The 19,496-nt window shown below is 43.7% G+C and carries 19 protein-coding genes; 3 read left to right on the forward strand and 16 right to left on the reverse strand.

The genetic code is table 11. The annotated features are described in order from the left end of the window. Nucleotides 1-136: 136 nt before the first annotated feature. Together ADIAL_RS11400 and ADIAL_RS07630 are read left to right on the forward strand one after the other, a co-directional pair. Complete coding sequence (locus ADIAL_RS11400; protein WP_155849202.1) at nt 137-280, forward strand: lmo0937 family membrane protein; 144 nt, start codon at nt 137-139, stop codon at nt 278-280. 139 nt (nt 281-419) lie between these two features. Next, nucleotides 420-1,430, forward strand: coding sequence for an EAL domain-containing protein (locus ADIAL_RS07630; RefSeq protein WP_081757756.1), 1,011 nt, complete (start codon nt 420-422; stop codon nt 1,428-1,430). A 115-nt stretch (nt 1,431-1,545) separates the two neighbouring features. On the opposite strand, the gene ADIAL_RS07635 is transcribed toward ADIAL_RS07630, so the two are convergent. The 6 genes from ADIAL_RS07635 to ADIAL_RS07660 form a co-directional block, all read right to left on the reverse strand. Continuing rightward, nucleotides 1,546-2,814 (reverse strand): CapA family protein, encoded by a 1,269-nt coding sequence (locus tag ADIAL_RS07635; RefSeq protein ID WP_155849203.1) that lies wholly within the window; start codon nt 2,812-2,814, stop codon nt 1,546-1,548. Beyond that, nucleotides 2,807-3,652, reverse strand: a complete 846-nt coding sequence (locus tag ADIAL_RS07640; protein ID WP_034302139.1) for a M15 family metallopeptidase — start codon at nt 3,650-3,652, stop codon at nt 2,807-2,809. Before ADIAL_RS07640 ends, ADIAL_RS07635 begins: the two co-directional genes overlap by 8 nt. Nucleotides 3,653-3,817: 165 nt before the next feature. Continuing rightward, nucleotides 3,818-4,570, reverse strand: a complete 753-nt coding sequence (locus tag ADIAL_RS07645) for an alpha/beta hydrolase (protein ID WP_034302142.1) — start codon at nt 4,568-4,570, stop codon at nt 3,818-3,820. A 52-nt stretch (nt 4,571-4,622) separates the two neighbouring features. Then, entirely contained in the window at nt 4,623-5,849 is a 1,227-nt protein-coding gene (locus tag ADIAL_RS07650) for an NADH:flavin oxidoreductase/NADH oxidase family protein (RefSeq protein WP_034302145.1), read from the reverse strand. Nucleotides 5,850-5,861: 12 nt separating this feature from the next. Further along, entirely contained in the window at nt 5,862-6,959 is a 1,098-nt protein-coding gene (locus ADIAL_RS07655; protein ID WP_034302146.1) for a hypothetical protein, read from the reverse strand. Between the two features lie 349 nt (nt 6,960-7,308). Next, nucleotides 7,309-7,503, reverse strand: a complete 195-nt coding sequence (locus tag ADIAL_RS07660) for a YwbE family protein (RefSeq protein WP_034302148.1) — start codon at nt 7,501-7,503, stop codon at nt 7,309-7,311. Nucleotides 7,504-7,831: 328 nt separating this feature from the next. Here ADIAL_RS07660 and heR point away from each other — a divergent pair, with 328 nt between their 5' ends. Then, nucleotides 7,832-8,614, forward strand: a complete 783-nt coding sequence (gene heR / locus ADIAL_RS07665) for a heliorhodopsin HeR (protein ID WP_034302150.1) — start codon at nt 7,832-7,834, stop codon at nt 8,612-8,614. A gap of 105 nt (nt 8,615-8,719) precedes the next feature. Here heR and ADIAL_RS07670 read toward each other — a convergent pair whose 3' ends face one another. The 10 genes from ADIAL_RS07670 to ADIAL_RS07715 form a co-directional block, all read right to left on the reverse strand. Next, on the reverse strand, nt 8,720-10,075 hold the full coding sequence (locus ADIAL_RS07670; protein ID WP_034302152.1) for a YjiH family protein: 1,356 nt from the start codon (nt 10,073-10,075) through the stop codon (nt 8,720-8,722). A 373-nt stretch (nt 10,076-10,448) separates the two neighbouring features. After that, nucleotides 10,449-10,649, reverse strand: coding sequence for a cold-shock protein (locus tag ADIAL_RS07675; RefSeq protein ID WP_034302155.1), 201 nt, complete (start codon nt 10,647-10,649; stop codon nt 10,449-10,451). A 310-nt stretch (nt 10,650-10,959) separates the two neighbouring features. Beyond that, on the reverse strand, nt 10,960-11,160 hold the full coding sequence (locus ADIAL_RS07680; protein ID WP_034302157.1) for a cold-shock protein: 201 nt from the start codon (nt 11,158-11,160) through the stop codon (nt 10,960-10,962). 233 nt (nt 11,161-11,393) lie between these two features. Next, nucleotides 11,394-11,576, reverse strand: a complete 183-nt coding sequence (locus ADIAL_RS07685) for a hypothetical protein (RefSeq protein ID WP_034302160.1) — start codon at nt 11,574-11,576, stop codon at nt 11,394-11,396. Nucleotides 11,577-11,756: 180 nt separating this feature from the next. Beyond that, the gene (locus ADIAL_RS07690) at nt 11,757-12,758 is read right to left on the reverse strand and encodes a tRNA dihydrouridine synthase (protein ID WP_034302162.1); all 1,002 of its coding nucleotides are present in this window, start codon (nt 12,756-12,758) and stop codon (nt 11,757-11,759) included. Nucleotides 12,759-13,088: 330 nt separating this feature from the next. Continuing rightward, nucleotides 13,089-14,399, reverse strand: coding sequence for an SH3 domain-containing protein (locus ADIAL_RS11125; protein WP_051503810.1), 1,311 nt, complete (start codon nt 14,397-14,399; stop codon nt 13,089-13,091). Nucleotides 14,400-14,426: 27 nt separating this feature from the next. Continuing rightward, nucleotides 14,427-15,401, reverse strand: a complete 975-nt coding sequence (locus ADIAL_RS07700; protein ID WP_034302165.1) for a Gfo/Idh/MocA family protein — start codon at nt 15,399-15,401, stop codon at nt 14,427-14,429. A 240-nt stretch (nt 15,402-15,641) separates the two neighbouring features. Then, nucleotides 15,642-16,910 carry a hypothetical protein gene (locus ADIAL_RS07705; protein WP_034302169.1) on the reverse strand — a complete coding sequence of 423 codons (1,269 nt, stop codon included), beginning with the start codon at nt 16,908-16,910 and terminating at the stop codon, nt 15,642-15,644. 477 nt (nt 16,911-17,387) lie between these two features. Continuing rightward, nucleotides 17,388-18,197, reverse strand: coding sequence for a TspO/MBR family protein (locus ADIAL_RS07710; protein WP_034302172.1), 810 nt, complete (start codon nt 18,195-18,197; stop codon nt 17,388-17,390). 267 nt (nt 18,198-18,464) lie between these two features. Further along, the gene (locus ADIAL_RS07715) at nt 18,465-19,334 is read right to left on the reverse strand and encodes a DUF6671 family protein (RefSeq protein WP_034302175.1); all 870 of its coding nucleotides are present in this window, start codon (nt 19,332-19,334) and stop codon (nt 18,465-18,467) included. Nucleotides 19,335-19,496: the final 162 nt, after the last annotated feature.

Raw genomic sequence — 19,496 nt, forward strand, 5'->3', positions numbered from 1 at the left:
TCAATTTTAACACTATAGCTAGTATATCCCTACTGAAGTGATTTCCTGTAAGTATTTGAATACTGGAGCTTATTACTAGTCTTATGCTCTATCAATCTGCTATACTTAACTTATAAATAAAAAGGAGTGAATAAATATGTTGTGGACATTAATTGGGTTATTGATTTTGTTCTGGATTCTCGGTCTTGTATTTGAAGTTGCTGGTGGACTTGTTCATATTTTACTGGTCGTTGCACTTGTTGTCTTTATCTTTAACATGATCACTGGTAGACGAACTTAACTTCCTCTACTTAGTTTTATAATTATTAGACTTCCCTGATGATTATTCATCGGGGAAGTCTTTTTTTTTATTTGCGCGGATTTTGAGCTCTCTCTAATTAATGTTAAGATATGACTAGATTAATAATGGAGGTAAAGATATGACTTGTCCAAATTGTACAGTTTCCAAGCAACGCATTACTTTGAAATTGCCTGAAGAGGTTGTCCCCCCAATTCTTATTCATTTTGCACAGAAAGATTACCCACATAGGCATCACAACAAAACACTCGCGACTACTGAAGAGGCTGCCGCTGACGTAGCCGACTTCTTGACAGCGACTAGCCAGACGGCAGGCGCCTATTTCAAAATTCATGAGCATGGCTGGCAGCCTATTGAAGAACTGGCCAATTACATAGAGTCTTCCTGGGTAGACCATATTCTTCAGGAGAAATACATTAGAATGCATTTTCAGCCTATCATCATGCCGGACGGTACTTTGTACGGTTATGAGATGTTGGCACGTTTCCAGGATCAGGATGGATCAATGATCTACCCGGATCGGTTGTTTCCTGCAGCCAAAGCGCGTGGCCGGTTATTTGCACTGGACCGCCTCTGCCGCATGAATGCAGTCAGGCAGATCACCCGTCTGCCTGAACAGCTGAAAGCCTTCATCAACTTCGTTCCTACAGCTATATACAATCCTGAATACTGTCTAAAAACAACTTCTGATATCGCCAACCAGCTATCAATAGACAGTAGCCGTTTTGTTTTTGAAGTGGTCGAGACTGAAAAAATCGCTGACTTGGATCACCTCAAGTCAATTTTGGAGTATTACCGCAGTCACGGTTTTCATTACGCCCTGGATGATGTCGGAGCGGGCTCCAATACCTTATCCATAGTAGAAGATTTGGAGCCTCCTTACATGAAACTAGATATGCAGTATGTTCAAGGAGTCAGTAGCTGTCTGGACAAGCAGGAGGTAGCCTTAAAATTTCTGGAAATCGCAGATACTTACGGGGCCGTTACACTCGCAGAAGGTGTTGAGTGTTTTGACGATTTTGAATGGCTCAAATCCAAAGGATATCAGTTATTTCAAGGATATTTTATTGGAAGGCCTCTACCGGAACCGTTGGATACCTGCAAAATCGAACTCGCTAACTTGATGATTTGATGTTCTCTTCCAGCCGGTAATCTGTCAAGCACTCAATTCTTTTTCTGCACAAAAAACTGCCTGAGAGAGTCGTTCCCAAAGGACTCTCTCAGGCAGTTTTTCACTCACAGATAGGCTAATCATCTTCCAGATTCATTCGTGAGCGCGTTTCTTCTAGCGACTGTCTCAATCGATTATTGATATCTTCATTGAATTCCCCTGATTCAAGAGCAGATTCTACAGGAAGGATGCGGTAAGTGTAGTTGGCATCACCAGAGTACCGGTTCCGGTATACCCAAGTCGGTGTATAGTCTACTTGCGTTACACTTGTTTCACCGGTCTGATCATTTTTTTGAATGTCGATGTTCAGTATGACTCCGTCTTCAGTTGGTTCATAACCCGCACCTAACGTTTCTCGGCGCTGATTAGAGACAAAATTACCAAGAGAATAAGCCACAACAGTTTCGTTCCCATCCACTTCAAGAAGCGTCGTTTCATGAATCACATGAGGATGACTTCCAATAATAATATCGACCCCTTCTTTAGTCAGAAACTCTGCCCACTGATTCTGGAAGTCGTTAGGCTCTCTCGTATATTCCTGACCCCAATGCATATAGGTGAGGATGAGATCCGGCTCAGCTTCTTTCGCCTCTGCAATATCTGCCAAAATACGCTCTTCACTAATGACATTGACCATGGCATCCAACTGCTCAGCTGAATAACTGGCTTCCAGACCATTAAGATGCTCAGTATAAGCCAGTACCGCAATCTCTATTCCTTCGACATTTTTCAGGTGCACACGGGAAGCCGGTTCTTCTGCATATGTGCCGACCGGCTCCAGTCCTCTGTCTTCGATGACTTCTACGGTGCGTCTCAAACCATCAGGACCAGTGTCCAGGCTGTGGTTGTTTGTCGTAATCAGTGTATCAAAGCCCGCAAAATCCAGTGCGTCTATAATAGCATCCGGTGTATTGAAGGCCGGATAGCCGGCATAGGTACGGGCTGACCCTGCCAAAGTGGTTTCTAGGTTTGCAATGGCTAGGTCTGCTTCTTCTATATAGGGTTTCACATCAGCAAAGACCGGGGTAAAATCATAGGAGTCGGATTCAGCATCATACGCACTGATTATTTGAGACATATGGCCCATGACATCTCCCACAGCAGAGATTCGGATGTCTGTGAATGTCTCTTCCGGCTCTTCTGTTACTTCTTCTGCGCTGTCGTCTGTTTCCCGTGCTTCATCTTCTCCTGTGCTCTGTCCCTCGGATGCTACCTCTTCTGTTGAATCAGAAGCGTCATTATCTCCTTGGGCAAGGCCCATACCAATGACAACCGCTGCAGTCAAAACGAGCAGCAGAGTAATAATCAGTCCAAGTAATTTCCATGATTTATTTCTGTTATTCACCGGCTTCAATATCCAAACCTCTTTCCATTAAGTATTCTTCATAAGTCAATCCGCTTTCATATATCTCCTGAGCCAGCTCTTCTCCAAAATACCTTAGGTGCCAAGGTTCAAACTGATAACCAGTCACGTCTTCCTTTCCTCTCGGGTAACGTATGACAAATCCAAATTCATGGGCTCTTTCAGCTACCCACATTCCCTCCTCGGTATCGCCAAAAGCTTCGGACAACTGGTAATTAGCACTTTCACTGGTCACATCCATAGCCAGTCCGGTCTGATGTTCACTTTCACCAGGTCGCGCACTATATCGGTTGGCTGCTTCTTCTCCATGGTTGGAGACATAGCTGTCGAACAGCTGAACTTGAGTCTGATAGGAGCGGTAACCGGAGCGGGCATAGAGTTTGATTCCCTCTTCTTCAGCAGCCTGAAACATGTCAGACAAGGCTATAGAAGCCGCTTCTCTCAGCTGGTTGACCTCTGGATTTTCAAGAATGGTCGGTACCTCAACCGTCACCAGATCTTCGGGAGAATAATCCTCGGGCAAGGCATACTGCTTGTTCACCAATGCCTTAATACTCGAAGGTTTCAGCAGATCTGCCTCATAATCGACTGTCACACTAACATCCTCAAAAGTTTCGTCTTGGTCTTCCTCGTCACTAACTGAATCTGATTCGTTTAGACCATCTGAGTTACTGTTATTTTCAGGTGTTTCCTCACTATTGTCCTGTCCGCTTTCTTCTGCAATGTCTTCTGACGGATCTTCTGATGCTTCCTGGCAGCCTGAAATCAGCAGGACACTGGCCAGCAAGCCAATAGACTGTATTATTACTTTTTTTTTCACATTAATGACTCCTTCGTATTCTCTTGAGACAAAACCGGCCTGTCTCGGATATTAGTCATAGATTACCATATTTCACCTTAAGCTGCTATCTTTACTCAAATCAGTTCACCAATCATTAGCGATTAACTGCCTAATAGCTGAATATATTTAACCCTGATCTAAAGGTTAATCATCGGCTAATTGCTGATTAAAAAAATTTGTTACTGCCTGTACCGTTAAGTCATGCTGCTCCTCCCTTGAAAGGGTATTTTCCCCATCTCCTGACTGAAAACCGTAGTAACCAAAATTGGAGTGATTCCCTCCCTCGATAATGACACTCGTCAGGCTTTCTTCAGGCAAGTTTAACTGAGCCTCTTCATAACTTTCCCAATTTAAGATGTTGTCGTTTGTTGCCGTTACCGATAAGACCGGAAGAGCATATTTTGACAAGTCGCTTCCAGAACTGGGATAGGCAGCCAGGAAAAACAGGCCATCGACTGCTTCTGAGTTGCCGGAAACAAAAATGGATGCACTGGCTCCTCCCAGAGAATGGCCACCGAGCAACCAGGGTTCATCAGATGGATAAGTGCTTTGAATATCTTCAAACGCAGCCGTGTTTAAAATTGCCAGATTCAACGGCATATTCGGAATAAATACTCTGAACCCTTCCCTGCTCAAACTTAAAGCTAGGGGAAGATAGGCAGTCGACTCTACCAGTCCACCTTGATAGAATACAAGATTTCCCTTGTGCTCATCAGTATTTACAATGATGACGTTATCTTCAACGGTCACCTGTTCTTTTTCAATCATCCTCTCCGCCTCTAACATAGCTCTGTAAGTATTTGCCGAGAGCACGTAAAAAGAGCCGATCAGTAATAGTATCAGGATGATTCCCATAATTAGTCCGATGCGTTTCCAGTATGTTTTCAGTATATGCATGTACAGTTCCTGCTTTCTGACTAAAATGTCTCATTGCGCCTGCGCGTGTATTTTACTCGCTTTTTCTGGCCGAGTACAGACCGGTCAAACCGTGCCCCTTCAAACTCGTTATCAGCGGTTTCCATCCATTTCTGGATAAATCAACAGCTCTACCAGACGCAATATTTTTCATTTGCTGTTCGTAATAACTGATAGCCATAAGACCACCGATTTTCTTGTCCAAATGTTTAATACCTGTCGTCAGTCTGGGAAGATCTGCCCCAGTCATTTCTCCATTCATTAGCTTCCTCGGTAAATCAGGATAAAGAGCTAGTGGACGGGCCAAACCAATCATAGATGTACTTTTTTGTTCCAATGCTTGTTCCATACGCTCAAGTGTCCGAAAACCGCCAGTGACAACTAGCGGTATGTCGACTGTTTCCATGAGCTGCTCAGCATAGTCCAGAAAGAAAATAGTCTCTCTCTCAACCGACTGAAACATATGTGGATTTTCATAGCTCCCGCCAGATATTTCCACCAAATCGATCCCTGCAGTTGCCAGTATTTTAATAGCTTCAGTTGCTTCTTTTCCAGTAAAGCCTCCAGGCGAGAAGTCTGAACTATTCAGCTTTACACTGATAGAAAAGTCTTTCCCCAGCGTCTGACGCATCCCATAGTAAATGTCTATTAAAAAACGCAGCCTGTTATTCAGACTGCCGCCGTACTGGTCCTGCCTCTGGTTCGTTAAAGGCGATAGAAACTGGCTCACTAAATAACCATGGGCAGCATGAATCTGTACACCCGTAAACCCTGCTTTTTTGGCCACCAGAGCTGTACTGACAAACTTATTGACCAGTATATCAATATCCGAAAGCGTTAAGGCTTTGGGGGAAGCGAAAAATAAAGCATACGGCTTTCTAAGCGGAACGGCACTTGGCGCCACCGGCTGGCTGCTCATCGATTTAGGCGACTGACGTCCTGGATGATTAATTTGCATCCACAATTCGGTCTGCTCAACAGTCGCTGTCTGTGCCCACTCTTTGAGTTTAGGCAAGTCTCGCTCATCCTCGACTACAACATTTCCCGGCTCACCCAGTGCCGCCCTATCAACCATTACATTCCCAGACACAACTATACCCGCCCCTCCTTCAGCCCACTTGGAATATAAATTCAAATGGGCTTTTGTCGGACTGTTGTTCTTGTCAGCCATCGCTTCGCTCATCGCTGATTTAAAAAATCGATTTTTGATTACTCGGCCGTTAGGAAGCGTCATCGGCTGTTTTACTCTTAATGTCTCCATCGACTCCTCCTCTTACTGTCTTTTTGTTCGTTTCCACCAGGAGTGGATGTAATAATTATCCTGGTCCCGCTCAGTGATGTAGGCTGTCCATTCATACGTTTTAGGCCAGTCTTTATAGACTGGGGTAGTACGGAACAAAAACTTCAAAGCAAGCCGATCAGCTACCGGAGACCAACCGCCCGAGGGAATACACTTAATTTTGATGAGCTGATTTTTTTTTGTCACCCGGTACTGTCCCGAAATCACCCCTGCTGTCTTATCACAGCTGATTTCAAATGTTCCTTCAAAAAACTGGTTAGGCTTCATCGTAATGACGTCTGGAAAAGCCGGTGCAAAGGAAAGGGTCAGCGGACAGACCCCATTAATGTTTCGCATATGCTTGATCCCGACACCTTGACCTGTCCACTCGAAAAAGAGTTCTTCTGTATAGGTCAGCAACTCCAGCTGTTTTTTCCTGAGTTTGAGTACAGGAATGTAGTCATCCGCTGAAGGATTGAAGTCTACCATGAGCGGACGGGGACTATATCTTGCTGCTGACATAGCTGATCCATTGATTAAGACGGGTAGATTATCCGTTTTATGAAGACGACTATTGATGTCCACTTCAATAACCGTCTGCTTTCTTCTGACGAAATAAAAATCATACAGCATAACTAAGGGGAAGGAGGAAGGATTGGATGCATTAGCTCCCATAGGAGCAAGGATATTGAAAGGTTCACGCTTCTTGTGGTTTTTTTCGTTGATTTTTATCTTTATATTTCTGCCGTACTTATCGTTGAACCGGTAAAGGGCCTGGACTCCTTTGCTGGTGATATCAAAGGAACTTACATCAAACATACAACGGATAGTCTCGCATAAGCCCCGACCGGCAGAATTAAAATGCTTTTCTTTGATATTTATATCAGGCTGATGATAGACATCGACTTGACCGTCTCGTCGCCAAGCTATGATTAGATGCCCTTTGCCTACCTTGTGATCATTTACATACTGAATTTCAAAGCCATTATACCGACTGTCAGGATCTTTTTCAAAACTAATCATCAGTAGGCGTTCAATAGGATCTACTTTAATTTGAAAAGGATTAATTAAAAACCGCAGATCATTTGTCATAAGAACCCCCTCCTTACTTTTCAATCCTGCTTAGGCTCCACTTTTTATACCTTTTAAAGTTTATTTCACTGTACGCCTCAAATCTCAGACTCCTACATATAGAATCTTTCCGAACCGATAGCATGGTCTGTGCAGAAAGCTAGCAGCTTTTCACTTTCATTATAACCTTTTTGTACTAGAATATGTAATTATAAATGCAGACTTCCTTCTTTAACGATATACCTCTATAGTCCACACTATCCCCGCTGCTATATCAGCTTTGACAAACGTAGACAAACAAAAACAGACACTGGCCGTTTCGGGCCAGCGTCTGTCACTGATCAGAATCCTTTTTACTAATCAATAGTGCTTACTTAAGGACTTCTTTTACCCTACCTACTGTCTGGTCTTCCAGCATGACTTTAATTCCATGCGGATGGGTGGGTGAGTTGGTGAGTAGCTTCATGACCACGCCTTCTGTCAGCTTACCCGAACGCTGATCCTGCTTCTGAACAACCTTTACTTTGTCCCCCGGTTTGATATTTTGTCTTTTTGTTCCATCCATATATATATCCTCCTTGTCGGTAAATAAATAGAATAAGCATCCTTATACCCTTAGAGCTTATCGTCTGCTAATAATCAGACTCAGTTGTCTTCATATAGTATACACTCTTTCAGCTGTATAAGATACTAGTCCCATTTTGAAGCCTTAGATTGTTTCCCCTTTAGATACATGCCAGCAGGAGGTCCGAATCCTATTTTTAGTGAATGTATGGTAAAATAGTCCTAAACAAAGACAGTTTGATCCGCTTTTTTCTTCAGACAGAAAGGGGGGGAGTTGGTCCGTAGATGATTCCTGCAACTGCTTCATACCGAAAAGGAGCGTGTGTATTATGTCAAAAGCTATCACGTATGCATCTTTGAAGCGATTCAACTTAATTATGGGTGTTCTGCATCTCATTCAAGGCTTATTGATGTTGGGATTTGCCCTCTTTATCGAACGTATTGCCGATTTTCGGATTCCGATCTTATCCTATTTTCTTACTTTTGATGAAAGTCAGATGCGCCTAGTCACCGACCCTGGTCAGATTGGCGAATTGCCTTTTGGAGCTGCTGTCTCCATATTCTTGTTTCTTTCTGCTCTAGCTCATTTTATTATTGTCAGTCCATGGGGAAATCCTATTTATAACCGCGATCTTAGTAAAGGAATCAATCGCTTCCGCTGGTATGAATATGCTCTAAGCTCCTCCATCATGATTGTGCTTATCGCTTTGCTGTTTGGAGTATACGATATTGGTGCTTTAGTAGCTATTTTTGCGGCTAATGCCGCCATGAACCTTTTCGGCCTGGACATGGAAGAAATCAATCAGTATACGAAAAAGATCAACTGGAAGCCTTTCATTTTTGGAACCATTGCCGGACTGGCCCCCTGGGTCGTGATCGTTCTTTATGGCTTTGGAAATGCCGATCCATCCGAAGTTCCCTGGTTTGTCTACGCCATTGTCGGGAGTTACTTTGTCTTTTTCAATCTTTTTCCAATCAATATGATTCTACAGTATAAAAAGATTGGAAAATGGGAAAACTACCTTTATGGTGAGCGTGGTTATATTATCCTGAGCCTGGTTGCCAAATCTGTACTAGCCTGGCTGGCTTTTGCCGGTGTCATGCAGCCTTAATGTCTGACCATTAGCCTAATAACTGATTTTGACTAAAAAAGTCACTCCCACCAACTTTTTGATGGGAGTGACTTTTTTAGATTATCGCGGCTTGCTATACGTCAATTAAAACGAGAGCACCCCGGCAAGACTAAGCAGCTGGGTCAGAAGATATAATACGGGAATCGATAAAATAGTCCGGAAAATAAAGACTTTGGTAACATCCCAGAAGTTGAGTCCAATTTCTGTTTTGACAAGGATCATACCTGTTTCCGACATAAATACCAGTTGCGTGAAGGCGAGTACTCCAATAAAGAAACGGGCTGCTTCAGATACTGAACCGCTGATGAAAAGCGCCGGCAAATACATATCTGCAAAACCGGCCAATGAAGCCGGAGCCATTTCAGCAGCAACTTCTGAACTGAAACCAAGTAGCTGATATATATAAATAAAGGGAACACTGATTACATCAAAAAAGGCTGTATACTCAGCAATAATCAGCGATACTGTCCCTACTGCCATAATAATCGGTAGGAAGCCTACATATATGTGGACAATATTTTTGACAGCTTCAATAAACGCTCCACCCACTCGAGTCGCTTCCGCTTCTTCTACAGCTGAATCATAAGCGTGCGTCACGACCGTTTTTTCATCCGGTACATCATTTGATTTGGGCTCCGTATTTTCATAATACGTCGGCTCAAATTTTTTCAAGGGCATCCGGGCAGTTATAAAGGCAAGAATCAGGGTAACCAGCAGAATTGTACCGTAAAAAATAGGGAAAATGGAACTGAATCCGAGTAGATCAGCTACGGCTGCAGCAAATGCGATACCCACAATAGAGAAACTGGTAGAGATGATATAGGCTTCTCTTTTATTGTAATAACCCCTTTGGTACTGATTGTCAGTGACTACGATACCAATCGTCCCGTCGCCGACAAAAGATGCAATACCGTCAATCATCGCATACCCTGGAACTTTGAAGACTTTCTCCACCACAGGGCCAAGAATAATACCGATAAATTCTACCATACCGAAGTGGGTCAGCAGTGGTAAAGCCAGCAGGCCCACAAAGAAAGTGATATAAAGTGTCGTCAGCAGGCCGTCCCCTCCAGCCATCAGCCCTCCAGTATCTGGGTCCAGAACTGCATCAACTAGTGTATTCCCCGCAAACCATTCATTGATGACCATCAGGTAGAGAAAAGATCCTACCAGCCTAAGCACAACATTTATGGGTGATGCCTTGAACACATTGTTCAAAAATTTGCTGCTTGAAGTGTAGAAGAGAAAAATAACCGTTCCTAAAAGTACAATCCAGGAGGATACTTCAGTGAACAAAAGAAATTCATCCAGTATATTGTCGGTAACCAGATAAATGATGTGTGAAATCATTATTCTGCTTTCTCCACCTATTTCAAAGGGGACCAGAAAAAACACTACCCCCAGAAGGGATAATAATATAAACTTTAACTTATTAATCATGTATAATACTCCTCCAATTTTGTCGCTTTTCAGGATAGCACAAATATGAATATTATACAATTTTTTTATCTTTGTCTTGTCAAATAGAAAGTGTTATTGTTGTATAAATAGTACTTATGTAGTTATTTTATACATATAAAGCTCCTTTTTTCGAAAGCTTCTACCCACTATCCTGTAAAACAGTATCAAAAAAAAAACTATTATAAAAAAAGACTCTAAAGACAGTTTTTGTAAAAAAAAAGTTCTTTAATCTGCCTATAGACGACAGTATATTTATGAAGCTATCATTTTGGCTCTTCCCTTAAACTTAAACAGGGACAAAAAAAGAGGCATGGAGTGATCCATGCCTCTAGTCAGTGATTAAGCTAGGTGATTAAGCCTTAGTAACGTTTGCTGCCTGAAGTCCGCGTGCGCCTTCTTCAGTGTCAAAGTTTACTGCTTGACCTTCGTCAAGAGACTTGAATCCTTCTTCTTGGATTGCTGAGAAGTGTACGAATACGTCATCCGCTCCGTCACGTTCGATAAATCCAAAACCTTTTTCTGCGTTAAACCATTTTACTGTACCTGTTTCCATAATAAAATTCCTCCTTGTGCCTTTTGCACATATTTACATTATTGCTTAAGGTCCAATTCGGAATGCATTACACAGTTCGTAAAATGTCTCTTACAATATGTTATACACAGTATAGCACACGAGTCACTAATTACCTAATTTATTTTTCAATTGCCTTATTATTGACTTATTTGATGTCCTTACTGATTTTTTCTCTGATATGTCGGCCGTATACCTTTCATTCCTCAACAGGCTGACCGTTTTTGCGATATGTACACAAAAAAGAGGCATGGAATGATCCATACCTCTAGTCAGTGATTAAGTTAGGTGATTAAGCCTTAGTTACGTTGGCAGCCTGAAGTCCGCGTGCGCCTTCTTCAGTGTCAAAGTTTACTGTCTGACCTTCGTCAAGAGACTTGAATCCTTCTTCTTGGATTGCTGAGAAGTGTACGAATACGTCGTCCGCTCCGTCACGTTCGATAAATCCAAAACCTTTTTCTGCGTTAAACCATTTTACTGTACCTGTTTCCATAATAAAATTCCTCCTTGTGCCTTCTGCACGTATTTACAATATTGCTTAAGGACCAATTCGGAATGCATTACACAGTTCGTAAAATGTCTCTTACAATATGTTATACATATCATAGCACAAGCAGAGCGGATTGCCAAATTTATTTTCCAATTGTCTTATTTCTGACTCATTTACTTTTGTCATTTTTGCAAAATAACTTGTTCTCCTTGAATCAGATCACCTGTATATAGCGCTCAGGTATGTTTCACTCTAGCTTTTAGTCGCTTCATTACCACCTTCTTTAGATAGAAAGAAAGGGCAAATAAGGCAACTAGACCCAAAAGCTGTAGCTCTAAGGTCGCTTTTATCCAAAGTTTCATCGAAATGAGAATCACAAAAAGCAGGATCCCCAGCATCACAGCTGTCTCTTTTTTCATGATACTGCCCCCCTTCTACTTCAGGAACGGTTCAGATACTGCTCTGATTTTTTTAAGGTAGCTCACAACCTAGATCACTGTTTCGACTTTTATATTCCACCTTTATTATACTCTTGTTTTTGAAAGCCGGGAAGCTGGACGATTTGAAGGATTAAAAAACCCGCGTAAGCGGGTTTTCAATCAATTACTGTATGTGTCAGCTGTTTCTTCAACAGGCTGATTCAGCTGCTCTTCAAATTGATCGAGCAGCACTCGAACTTCATCAGTTGTGACGGTCTCCATCAGTTTTTGTCTCAATTCACTTGCCCCTCGCATGCCACGGACATAGATTTTAAAGAATCGTCTCAATGGTTTAAAGGCTCGGCCATTCACTTCACCGTACTGGTCGAATAAGTCGAGATGCAGACGCAGCAAATCCAGCATTTCCTGACTGCTGTGCTCCCTTGCTTCTTTTTCAAAAGCAAAAGGATTGGTGAACACACCGCGGCCGATCATTACTCCGTCAACTCCAGTCTCTTCAACGATTTTTAGGCCTGTCTCACGGTCAGGAATATCCCCATTGATCGTCAGCAGAGTGTCCGGCGCGATTTCATCACGCAGTTGTTTGATTTCCGGTATCAGTTCCCAGTGAGCGTCATATTTACTCATTTCCCTTCTCGTACGAAGGTGTATTGAAAGGTTTACGATATCTTGATTGAGTAAGTGGGTAATCCAGTCTCTCCATTCATCCAGTTTGGTGTATCCCAGACGGGTTTTCACGCTAACGGGTAGACCTCCAGCCTTGGCAGCTTCAATCAGTTCAGCCGCCACTTCCGGTCGAAGAATCAGCCCGCTTCCTCTCCCCTTACCGGCTACGTTAGGGACCGGGCAGCCCATATTGATATCCACACCGCTGAAGCCTGCTTCAGCCATTCCGATACTCATTTCTTTGAAATGCTCCGGCTCGTCTCCCCAGATATGGGCCACCAGCGGCTGCTCATCTTCAGTAAAGGCCAGTCGGCCACGTAAACTGTTGCGTCCTTCCGGATGGCAGTAGCTTACAGAGTTGGCAAATTCTGTAAAAAACACATCTGGACGGCCGGCTTCGGCTATGACATGTCTGAAAACGACGTCCGTTACATCTTCCATCGGTGCCAGAATAAAGAAGGGTTTCGGCAGATTTTTCCAGAAATTCTCTTTCATAATAAAGTAAATCCTTTCATTATTTAAATTCGTGTATAAGCAGCAGCCTTTCCAGTCTCAACCCCACTGCATTATTGATGATTGGCTTGCGCTATTATTTAGTTTACCGGTTAATTCTTAAAAAGATTTAAATAGCAGTGAAAAACTAACTCTATTTATTTTAACGATTACACGGCTTTTGTCAAATACTCCTTTTCAGCATATAAAAACACCTTCAGCTAGTAACTGCCAAAGGTATTTTTCAGTTTGTACGTTCGGCAGTCCTTTCATTGCTTAGGGTTATAAGTATGCCTCCCAGCAAATAGTATGGTTTATTCAACCCTTCACTTTTTACTGATAAATAATTAGACCGGGCTGTGGATCAAGATCCATGACTTCTTCTGGAGTCATTAACGGACGATCATAGTGAACGCCAGGTCTATCCGAGAAGTGGTACCACAGCTTGAAGCCTTTGTTGGGAATGTTCGTTGCTTCTGCAACCCGGTCATGCGTCGCCCGTTTACCTTCCGGTGTGCCCCAGCCGGATGTGTTATGAACCAGTAGGACCGGATCAAAGTCACTGGACGCCGCTTCAACATCACGGATCATCTTTTCTACAAACTGATGGAAGACAAACTGACGTGTCCCCTGAATTTCATTGTCTTCGATATAGGCTTTCATTATTTCCTGTACTTCATTCAGTTCTGTACCGGTGATGTGGCCGACTTCCTGCATCGGTCTTTCCGTACGCCATTCCGGATCGAGTGCCAGATGAACATTCGGGTATCTCAGAAAAGACTGGATTTCCTGAATAGAATAAGTCGGGTGATGTCTGCCCATCTGATGATCGATATAAACGAGGATCCCTCTCTCGTAAGCCGCCTCAATATAAGAAAGAGCCAGATCATAGTCCATTTTGAATACCTCGCCCCCAGGCTGAACGGTTCCGTACACCAAGTATACGGCAGGGATTGTTTTTTTGTCGTTTAAAAGCGCATCGTATGTTTCAGCGGTTTTTGTTACCAGATTTAGCAGTTCCTCAACTGGATGACGCCCTACTATACCCATGATTTCAGAATTAGGGTGTCCATAGTATGCCACTACCGTATGGTCTTCAAACAGAGCGGGCGAAGCAAAGAAATCATTCCGTTCCTCATCACTGAAGTCTGTCAGCTGGTGCAGATCGTTCAGATCGCCTGTTGTAAATTCAGATGAGACCCAGCCTTCGTTCAGTGCCAGATTGTGGTGTTCGATCTGATACCAGGTCAGGTCCTCTTCTTTTATTTCATCGGTAATCCGGACTTCATTTCCTTTTCTTAAAGAACCTAACTCAACACTTTCAGCTGATCCTTCTGATCTGATTGTCAGGCGGTCAGCAGTAATGTACCTGACGTTCTCCTGATTTCCAAAACTAGAAACGGGTGCTTCCACTTCATCTTCTTCAGGAACCTCTTCCCCGGACTCCTCACCTTCATCATAATCAGCGTCTTTTTCTTGCGTTTCTGTCTCGTCTGATTCTGAAACTGTCTCACTCCTTGCTTGCTTTTCCTGTTCCATCTGGCCAGATTCTTCCTGAGCAGGTTCTTCCTCAGGGCATCCTGACAGTGTTAGTACAGACAGCGAGAGCAGTGTAAGTAAACGTGCATGCCATTTATTCGTCATATTTTTTTCCTCTCCTATTTTCCTATGTTATTCAGTACCGGTTTTTTCCTGCGGATAGACCAGCCCCATCTGTCTGCGGCACTCATCCATCAGTTCCATGACTGCCAAGGTACTCTCAGCTGAAATCTTCAACCCTGTTTTTCGACCCGACCTTATTTCTTCGGCTACATTGGAAAACTGCTGCCCATATAGCAGATCATTTGTTGTGAAGGCTTCAGTCTGACCCTCGACTTCCAGTATGGCTTTATGTGCTGCATGAAAATAAGGCACATGAATGCTTCCTTTTGTCCCTTTAGCCTCAAAGTAGTGGCCACCCTCTTTTTCCATGGATACAAGAAGAGTGGCTTTGAAGTTCCCATAATTCATGACTATTTGATCGGACAAATCTACTTCCTCCATATGCCCTGCACACTGAATAGACAGCGGCGGTCCAAAGAGTTCATAAATGTAGCGAATAGTGTAGATGCCCAGATCAAGCAGTGCCCCGCCCAGCATTTCAGGTGTCGTCAGTCTTGGATTATCTGTCTGCTCAAGCAGGGGGATTTCAAAGGCACAGACGACGTCTTCCATGTCTCCGATTGCCTGGGACTGAATCCAGTCTTTTACTTTCAGAGCCGGTTTGTTGTGCCAGGTCCACATGGCCTCGGACACATAGACCTTTTGCCTGTGGGCATAGTTAAACAATTCTCTGGTGACTGCTGCATTTTCAGTGAACGGTTTTTCGCACAAGACTGGCTTGCCTGCTTCGAGACAGAGCCGGGTAAAGTAAGCATGCTGGTCTCCATTGACATTAATGTATACGCCTTCCACTTCAGGGGCCCTAATCGCCTCAAGGGCGGTATCATAGACTTGACCACCGTAGATTTCGGCAAACTTTTCCGCTTTTTCTCGGGTCCGGTTCCACACGGCAGTAATCTCATTATCTGCTGTCTGAATCAATTCAGCAGCGGTGATCTGAGCAATCCCGCCGCATCCAATATATGCCCATTTAAATTTATTCATGTTCTTCTACTCCTTCTTTTATCGGTCGGTGCACCTTCTATTCTGCCGGCTTGATGTAAGGTCTTAGTGGGCTAACAAGTGGGGTTTGCCCTTTTTTCTAATAGATTGACACATCCTGAACCTTCTGCAATCAAGTAAATACAGCCACACCATCGGCTGTATTTACTTGAAAAATTTTGCTGTATCCACTGTTGAACAGTGTCCCCGTGCCTGACAGGTACCAGAGGAGTCTTTCACAAATTACTGATAAATAATCAGGCTAGGCTGCGGATCAAGTCTGAGTACTTCCTGGGGAGTCAGGACTGAACCCGCCTGATCGATACTGTTATACTTGAGTTTGATGCCTTTATAAGGAATATGCGCTGCTTGCGGCGCCCACTCATGCGAGGTAAGCTGTCCTTCCGGTAATTCTCTCTCATTCGTGATGTAAACAGGCAAGACGGGTTCAAAATCATTGGATACTGTTTTAATGTCCTCTACCCTCTCTTCAACAAACTGAGGAAAGACAAATTGCCTGATTCCGGGTATAGCCTGCTTTTGTATATAAGTCTGGACTGTCTGCTGAACCGTATTGATTTCCTCCCCACTCAGCTGTCCTATCTCCTGCATCGGCAGGCCGATCCGCTGTCCGGGGTCAAGGGCTAGATGAACATTCGGATACCTCAAAAAAGGCAAAAGTTCCTGGACCGAAAAATTAAGATCTTGCCTGCCTATCGGATGCTCCAAATAAACCAAGACACCTTCCTGGTAAGCCGCTTCAATGTAAGTCATCACCAGCTCATGATTTATTTTGAAAACATCTCCTCCAGGCTGGACAGTCCCGTAAGCGAGATATACAGCCGGTAATACTCCTTTTTGTTCATCTGATTCATCATAAGACTGGGCTGTTTTCTTAAGGGAAGTGATGAGTTCATCTAACCCATAACGCCCCACAACGCCCATGCTTTCAGTATAAGGATGACCATAGTAAGCAACGACTCGGTTGACTTCAAACAATTCAGGCGAAGTGAATAAGGCATTTTGTTCAGCCTCATCAAATAGGTCCTCAGAAAGCTCCGTCAGCTGCCGGGTCAGGTGCTCCGCTTGGATCCATCCTGAACCGCTTTCAACTGCATGATGGCTGATTTGGACCCAGGTAGATGCTTCAGTTTCCCTTATGTCAAGAATTCGGACTTCATTTCCTCTCGCCAACCGACCGATTTCCTGGCTGCGCTCTTCGTCCTCTACTCTCAAGCTCACTTGGTCAGGCAGAACATAAGCCATGTCTCGCTGATTTCCAAAAATAGCCTGTTCCTCATGTGCATCCGCTCGTTCATCTTCATTTTGACTGAAACCTGTCTCACCCGTTTCGAATCCAGGAGCAAGCTGCTCCTCCTGACGGTTTTCTTCTGATTCTTTCAGCAGAGCATTGTCCTGATCACTATGTCTACTGGCTGCTGCATAGCCTGCCAGAATCATAAGTGCAGCCATAAAGCCTGTCAGCCTGTAACCGTATCGTTTAGCTTGCATTTCCTTTTCTCCTTTTCTATCCATTATTCCCAGTGCCACTGTTTTGATAAAGACGAGCTGATCCCGCTGTGTGCCTACCGGACTGCCTCACCGTATTCTATTTATACCTCGATTCTTAAATCCTGAGCCCAGTCTGCCACTATAAATAGAGCGATTACACATGCCTGCAAAAATATAGGGAAGGCCAGCAATAGACAACGAAATGAATTGAACCACCATACCTGTAACCTTTCCCGAGAATCGGCTAAGTTCCTTTAGCATTCAAATACCAAATAAGCAGTTACTACCTATATTGTATCAAACCGACTGGCTGATAGCTTATTTTTGTTTAATTTTTTAAAATCATTCACTCTCCTGATGTCAAGGCCGACTATAGTTCAGCATGCTTACATATCAAGATGTGTCTGAACAAAAAAATCGTCCCTGCCCTCATATTTTAGAGGACAGGGACGATTTCATATACTGCACACCAAAAGGTCAGCTTTCCTGAAATTTCAGCTGTGAAGATTTTTTGGGCATAACGCTAAAGGTATTTTTGTATAACTGTACGGCAGCAACACCGACGAGAACCGCGGCACCTGCGAGTGCTACCCACTGGATCAGAGTAAAGTCTCCCTGATACCCTTCAGGATCGAACAGGTTGTTATAGATGCCAAAGTATCCCCAAGCAACCGGCAACGGGAAGACCGCATTCTGCAGGTCCAAAGATACGGCCAGGGTAATCAGAACAGCCACAATAAGAATCACGATGCTCCAGACTTCGTCTCCAATGCCAAAACCGTTCCATTCAATCTGTACCAGCCAGGTCGCAATATTGACTACTGTTGCAATCAAAAGCCAGCCTCCATAGAGACCAAAGGTTACTGGCAACAGCCACCGTTTTTTGCTGTGTATCTTACCCAGCTGCTTGACAATCGTGACCATAGTCAGCAGGAAGATGAAAATAAACAGTGAGGACAGGCCAATCCACAGGTAAGAGAACAGAACGATCCATAAAATATTGAATGCACAAGTAGCCCAAAAAAGATAACTGATCTTATGAATGGCTTTTTCGAAATAAGGTGACTTGTGTTTGATGATCATCACAATGACTGAGATGAAAAGTAGGGTGTAAATCACGCTCCATATGCTAAATGTGGATGATGCCGGCGTAATTAGCGTAGCATACCGGTCGGATATTTCTTCCTGCGAGAGGCCGTTGATTACACCCATCGCCCCCATCGCGTTGACCACGAGAGTCAGTAGAAGTAGGCCTAGATTCACCCACGCCTTAGTTTTTGCTTGCATTCTTTTTCCTCCTTCTCAAAAATTAATCAATATGTCCCGGCAATATGCTGTCACAAATGAATTCACCAGGTTCATTTTTAATTGTATCAGACATAAAGGAAACAAGCCCCTGATATACACCCGCTCATGTCCATTTATTCTAAACAGCTGGTCCGTTTATAGTGCAAAAAAACCGCTGCCTTTCCGTTCAGGGGAAACAGCGGTTTCTTATCGTCTTTTTAATTTTCTATACAAGGCAGGTGCCGGTTCAAACCTCTTCTGTTGTATTCATGGATTACAGAAAGAGCAGCTTCCAGGGTCCGCTTCCTCTATACCTTCCGGATAATATCTGTCTTCATTGTGCCCGCATCGGCTGCAGGCATAGGTCAAAGCCAGTGTTTGTTGGGTCGGCTGCCTGCACCACCCGCAGGGGAGGCCCTTGATCCGTTCAGTCACCATAAAGCCGGGGCAGCTGCAGGCCGGGCAAAGACTGTTCATATTCTTGATTAAATCATGTGTTGCTGCCTGTATAGCCTTCATACGTTTGGGATTGTACAAGGCCCTCATATCCGTCTCGATGCATGCTGTACCGTCTATTGAGCAATCCAGGACTGTCTGTACCGCTTTTTGTAAGCTACATTCATCAGTAATTCCTTTGAATAATTTTTGTGTTTTCTCAGACTGTCCGGCTGATCTGACGACCATGCCCGCTTCTGGAAAGCCTGCAGCCAGGGCAAAAGCTAAAGCTTCATCGAAGTTCGCGACATGACCGTGCTTGAAGTTTGTTTCTGTACTAACCGACATACCACTGATTTCCAGGTCATTTTTCTGATCCAATAGTAATATCAATTCGCGGTTGACAGCAAAGAAAGGGATAGCCGGATGTGGCCCAAATGTTCCTTCACTCGACAAAGCCAGCGTCTGACCGCTTATTTCCATTGCACTTTGCGCTTTATACCTGGCTGCTTCTAGCTGGTCTCCTCTGCGCTTAACCTCCCTTGTAAACGTTCCGAACTGATCAGAATCAAAATTACTCGGCACAGTTACGTCTATGTCGAATGCGTGCTTGAACAGCGGCGCAATTACTCGCTCTTTTTTATGCATAGTCCCCAGTACGGCCGTTCGCCCACTGAATATATTTTGCTTTTCCTTCACCATGTTCACCTTATCTCCCATCCAGACTAGCAGACGTTTGTTCTTTACGATGAATAGATTATCATTTTTCCTGTACAGTTGCACCCGATTCTAATAAAAAATCGAAAACAAGTCGGGACTTTTCAGCATACTCAGCTAAATAAAAAGGAATCCCTCAGTGAAGTC

Source organism: Alkalibacterium sp. AK22, from assembly GCF_000585255.1.
GTDB lineage: Bacteria > Bacillota > Bacilli > Lactobacillales > Carnobacteriaceae_A > Alkalibacterium.

Coding starts and splice junctions, on each gene's coding strand:
- ADIAL_RS11400 (WP_155849202.1), top strand. CDS start 137: ATGTTGTGGACATTAATTGGGTTATTGATTTTGTTCTGGATTCTCGGT.
- ADIAL_RS07630 (WP_081757756.1), top strand. CDS start 420: ATGACTTGTCCAAATTGTACAGTTTCCAAGCAACGCATTACTTTGAAA.
- ADIAL_RS07645 (WP_034302142.1), bottom strand. CDS start 4,570: ATGCATATACTGAAAACATACTGGAAACGCATCGGACTAATTATGGGA.
- ADIAL_RS07650 (WP_034302145.1), bottom strand. CDS start 5,849: ATGGAGACATTAAGAGTAAAACAGCCGATGACGCTTCCTAACGGCCGA.
- ADIAL_RS07655 (WP_034302146.1), bottom strand. CDS start 6,959: ATGACAAATGATCTGCGGTTTTTAATTAATCCTTTTCAAATTAAAGTA.
- ADIAL_RS07660 (WP_034302148.1), bottom strand. CDS start 7,503: ATGGATGGAACAAAAAGACAAAATATCAAACCGGGGGACAAAGTAAAG.
- heR (WP_034302150.1), top strand. CDS start 7,832: ATGTCAAAAGCTATCACGTATGCATCTTTGAAGCGATTCAACTTAATT.
- ADIAL_RS07670 (WP_034302152.1), bottom strand. CDS start 10,075: ATGATTAATAAGTTAAAGTTTATATTATTATCCCTTCTGGGGGTAGTG.
- ADIAL_RS07675 (WP_034302155.1), bottom strand. CDS start 10,649: ATGGAAACAGGTACAGTAAAATGGTTTAACGCAGAAAAAGGTTTTGGA.
- ADIAL_RS07680 (WP_034302157.1), bottom strand. CDS start 11,160: ATGGAAACAGGTACAGTAAAATGGTTTAACGCAGAAAAAGGTTTTGGA.
- ADIAL_RS07685 (WP_034302160.1), bottom strand. CDS start 11,576: ATGAAAAAAGAGACAGCTGTGATGCTGGGGATCCTGCTTTTTGTGATT.
- ADIAL_RS07690 (WP_034302162.1), bottom strand. CDS start 12,758: ATGAAAGAGAATTTCTGGAAAAATCTGCCGAAACCCTTCTTTATTCTG.
- ADIAL_RS11125 (WP_051503810.1), bottom strand. CDS start 14,399: ATGACGAATAAATGGCATGCACGTTTACTTACACTGCTCTCGCTGTCT.
- ADIAL_RS07700 (WP_034302165.1), bottom strand. CDS start 15,401: ATGAATAAATTTAAATGGGCATATATTGGATGCGGCGGGATTGCTCAG.
- ADIAL_RS07705 (WP_034302169.1), bottom strand. CDS start 16,910: ATGCAAGCTAAACGATACGGTTACAGGCTGACAGGCTTTATGGCTGCA.
- ADIAL_RS07710 (WP_034302172.1), bottom strand. CDS start 18,197: ATGCAAGCAAAAACTAAGGCGTGGGTGAATCTAGGCCTACTTCTACTG.
- ADIAL_RS07715 (WP_034302175.1), bottom strand. CDS start 19,334: ATGGTGAAGGAAAAGCAAAATATATTCAGTGGGCGAACGGCCGTACTG.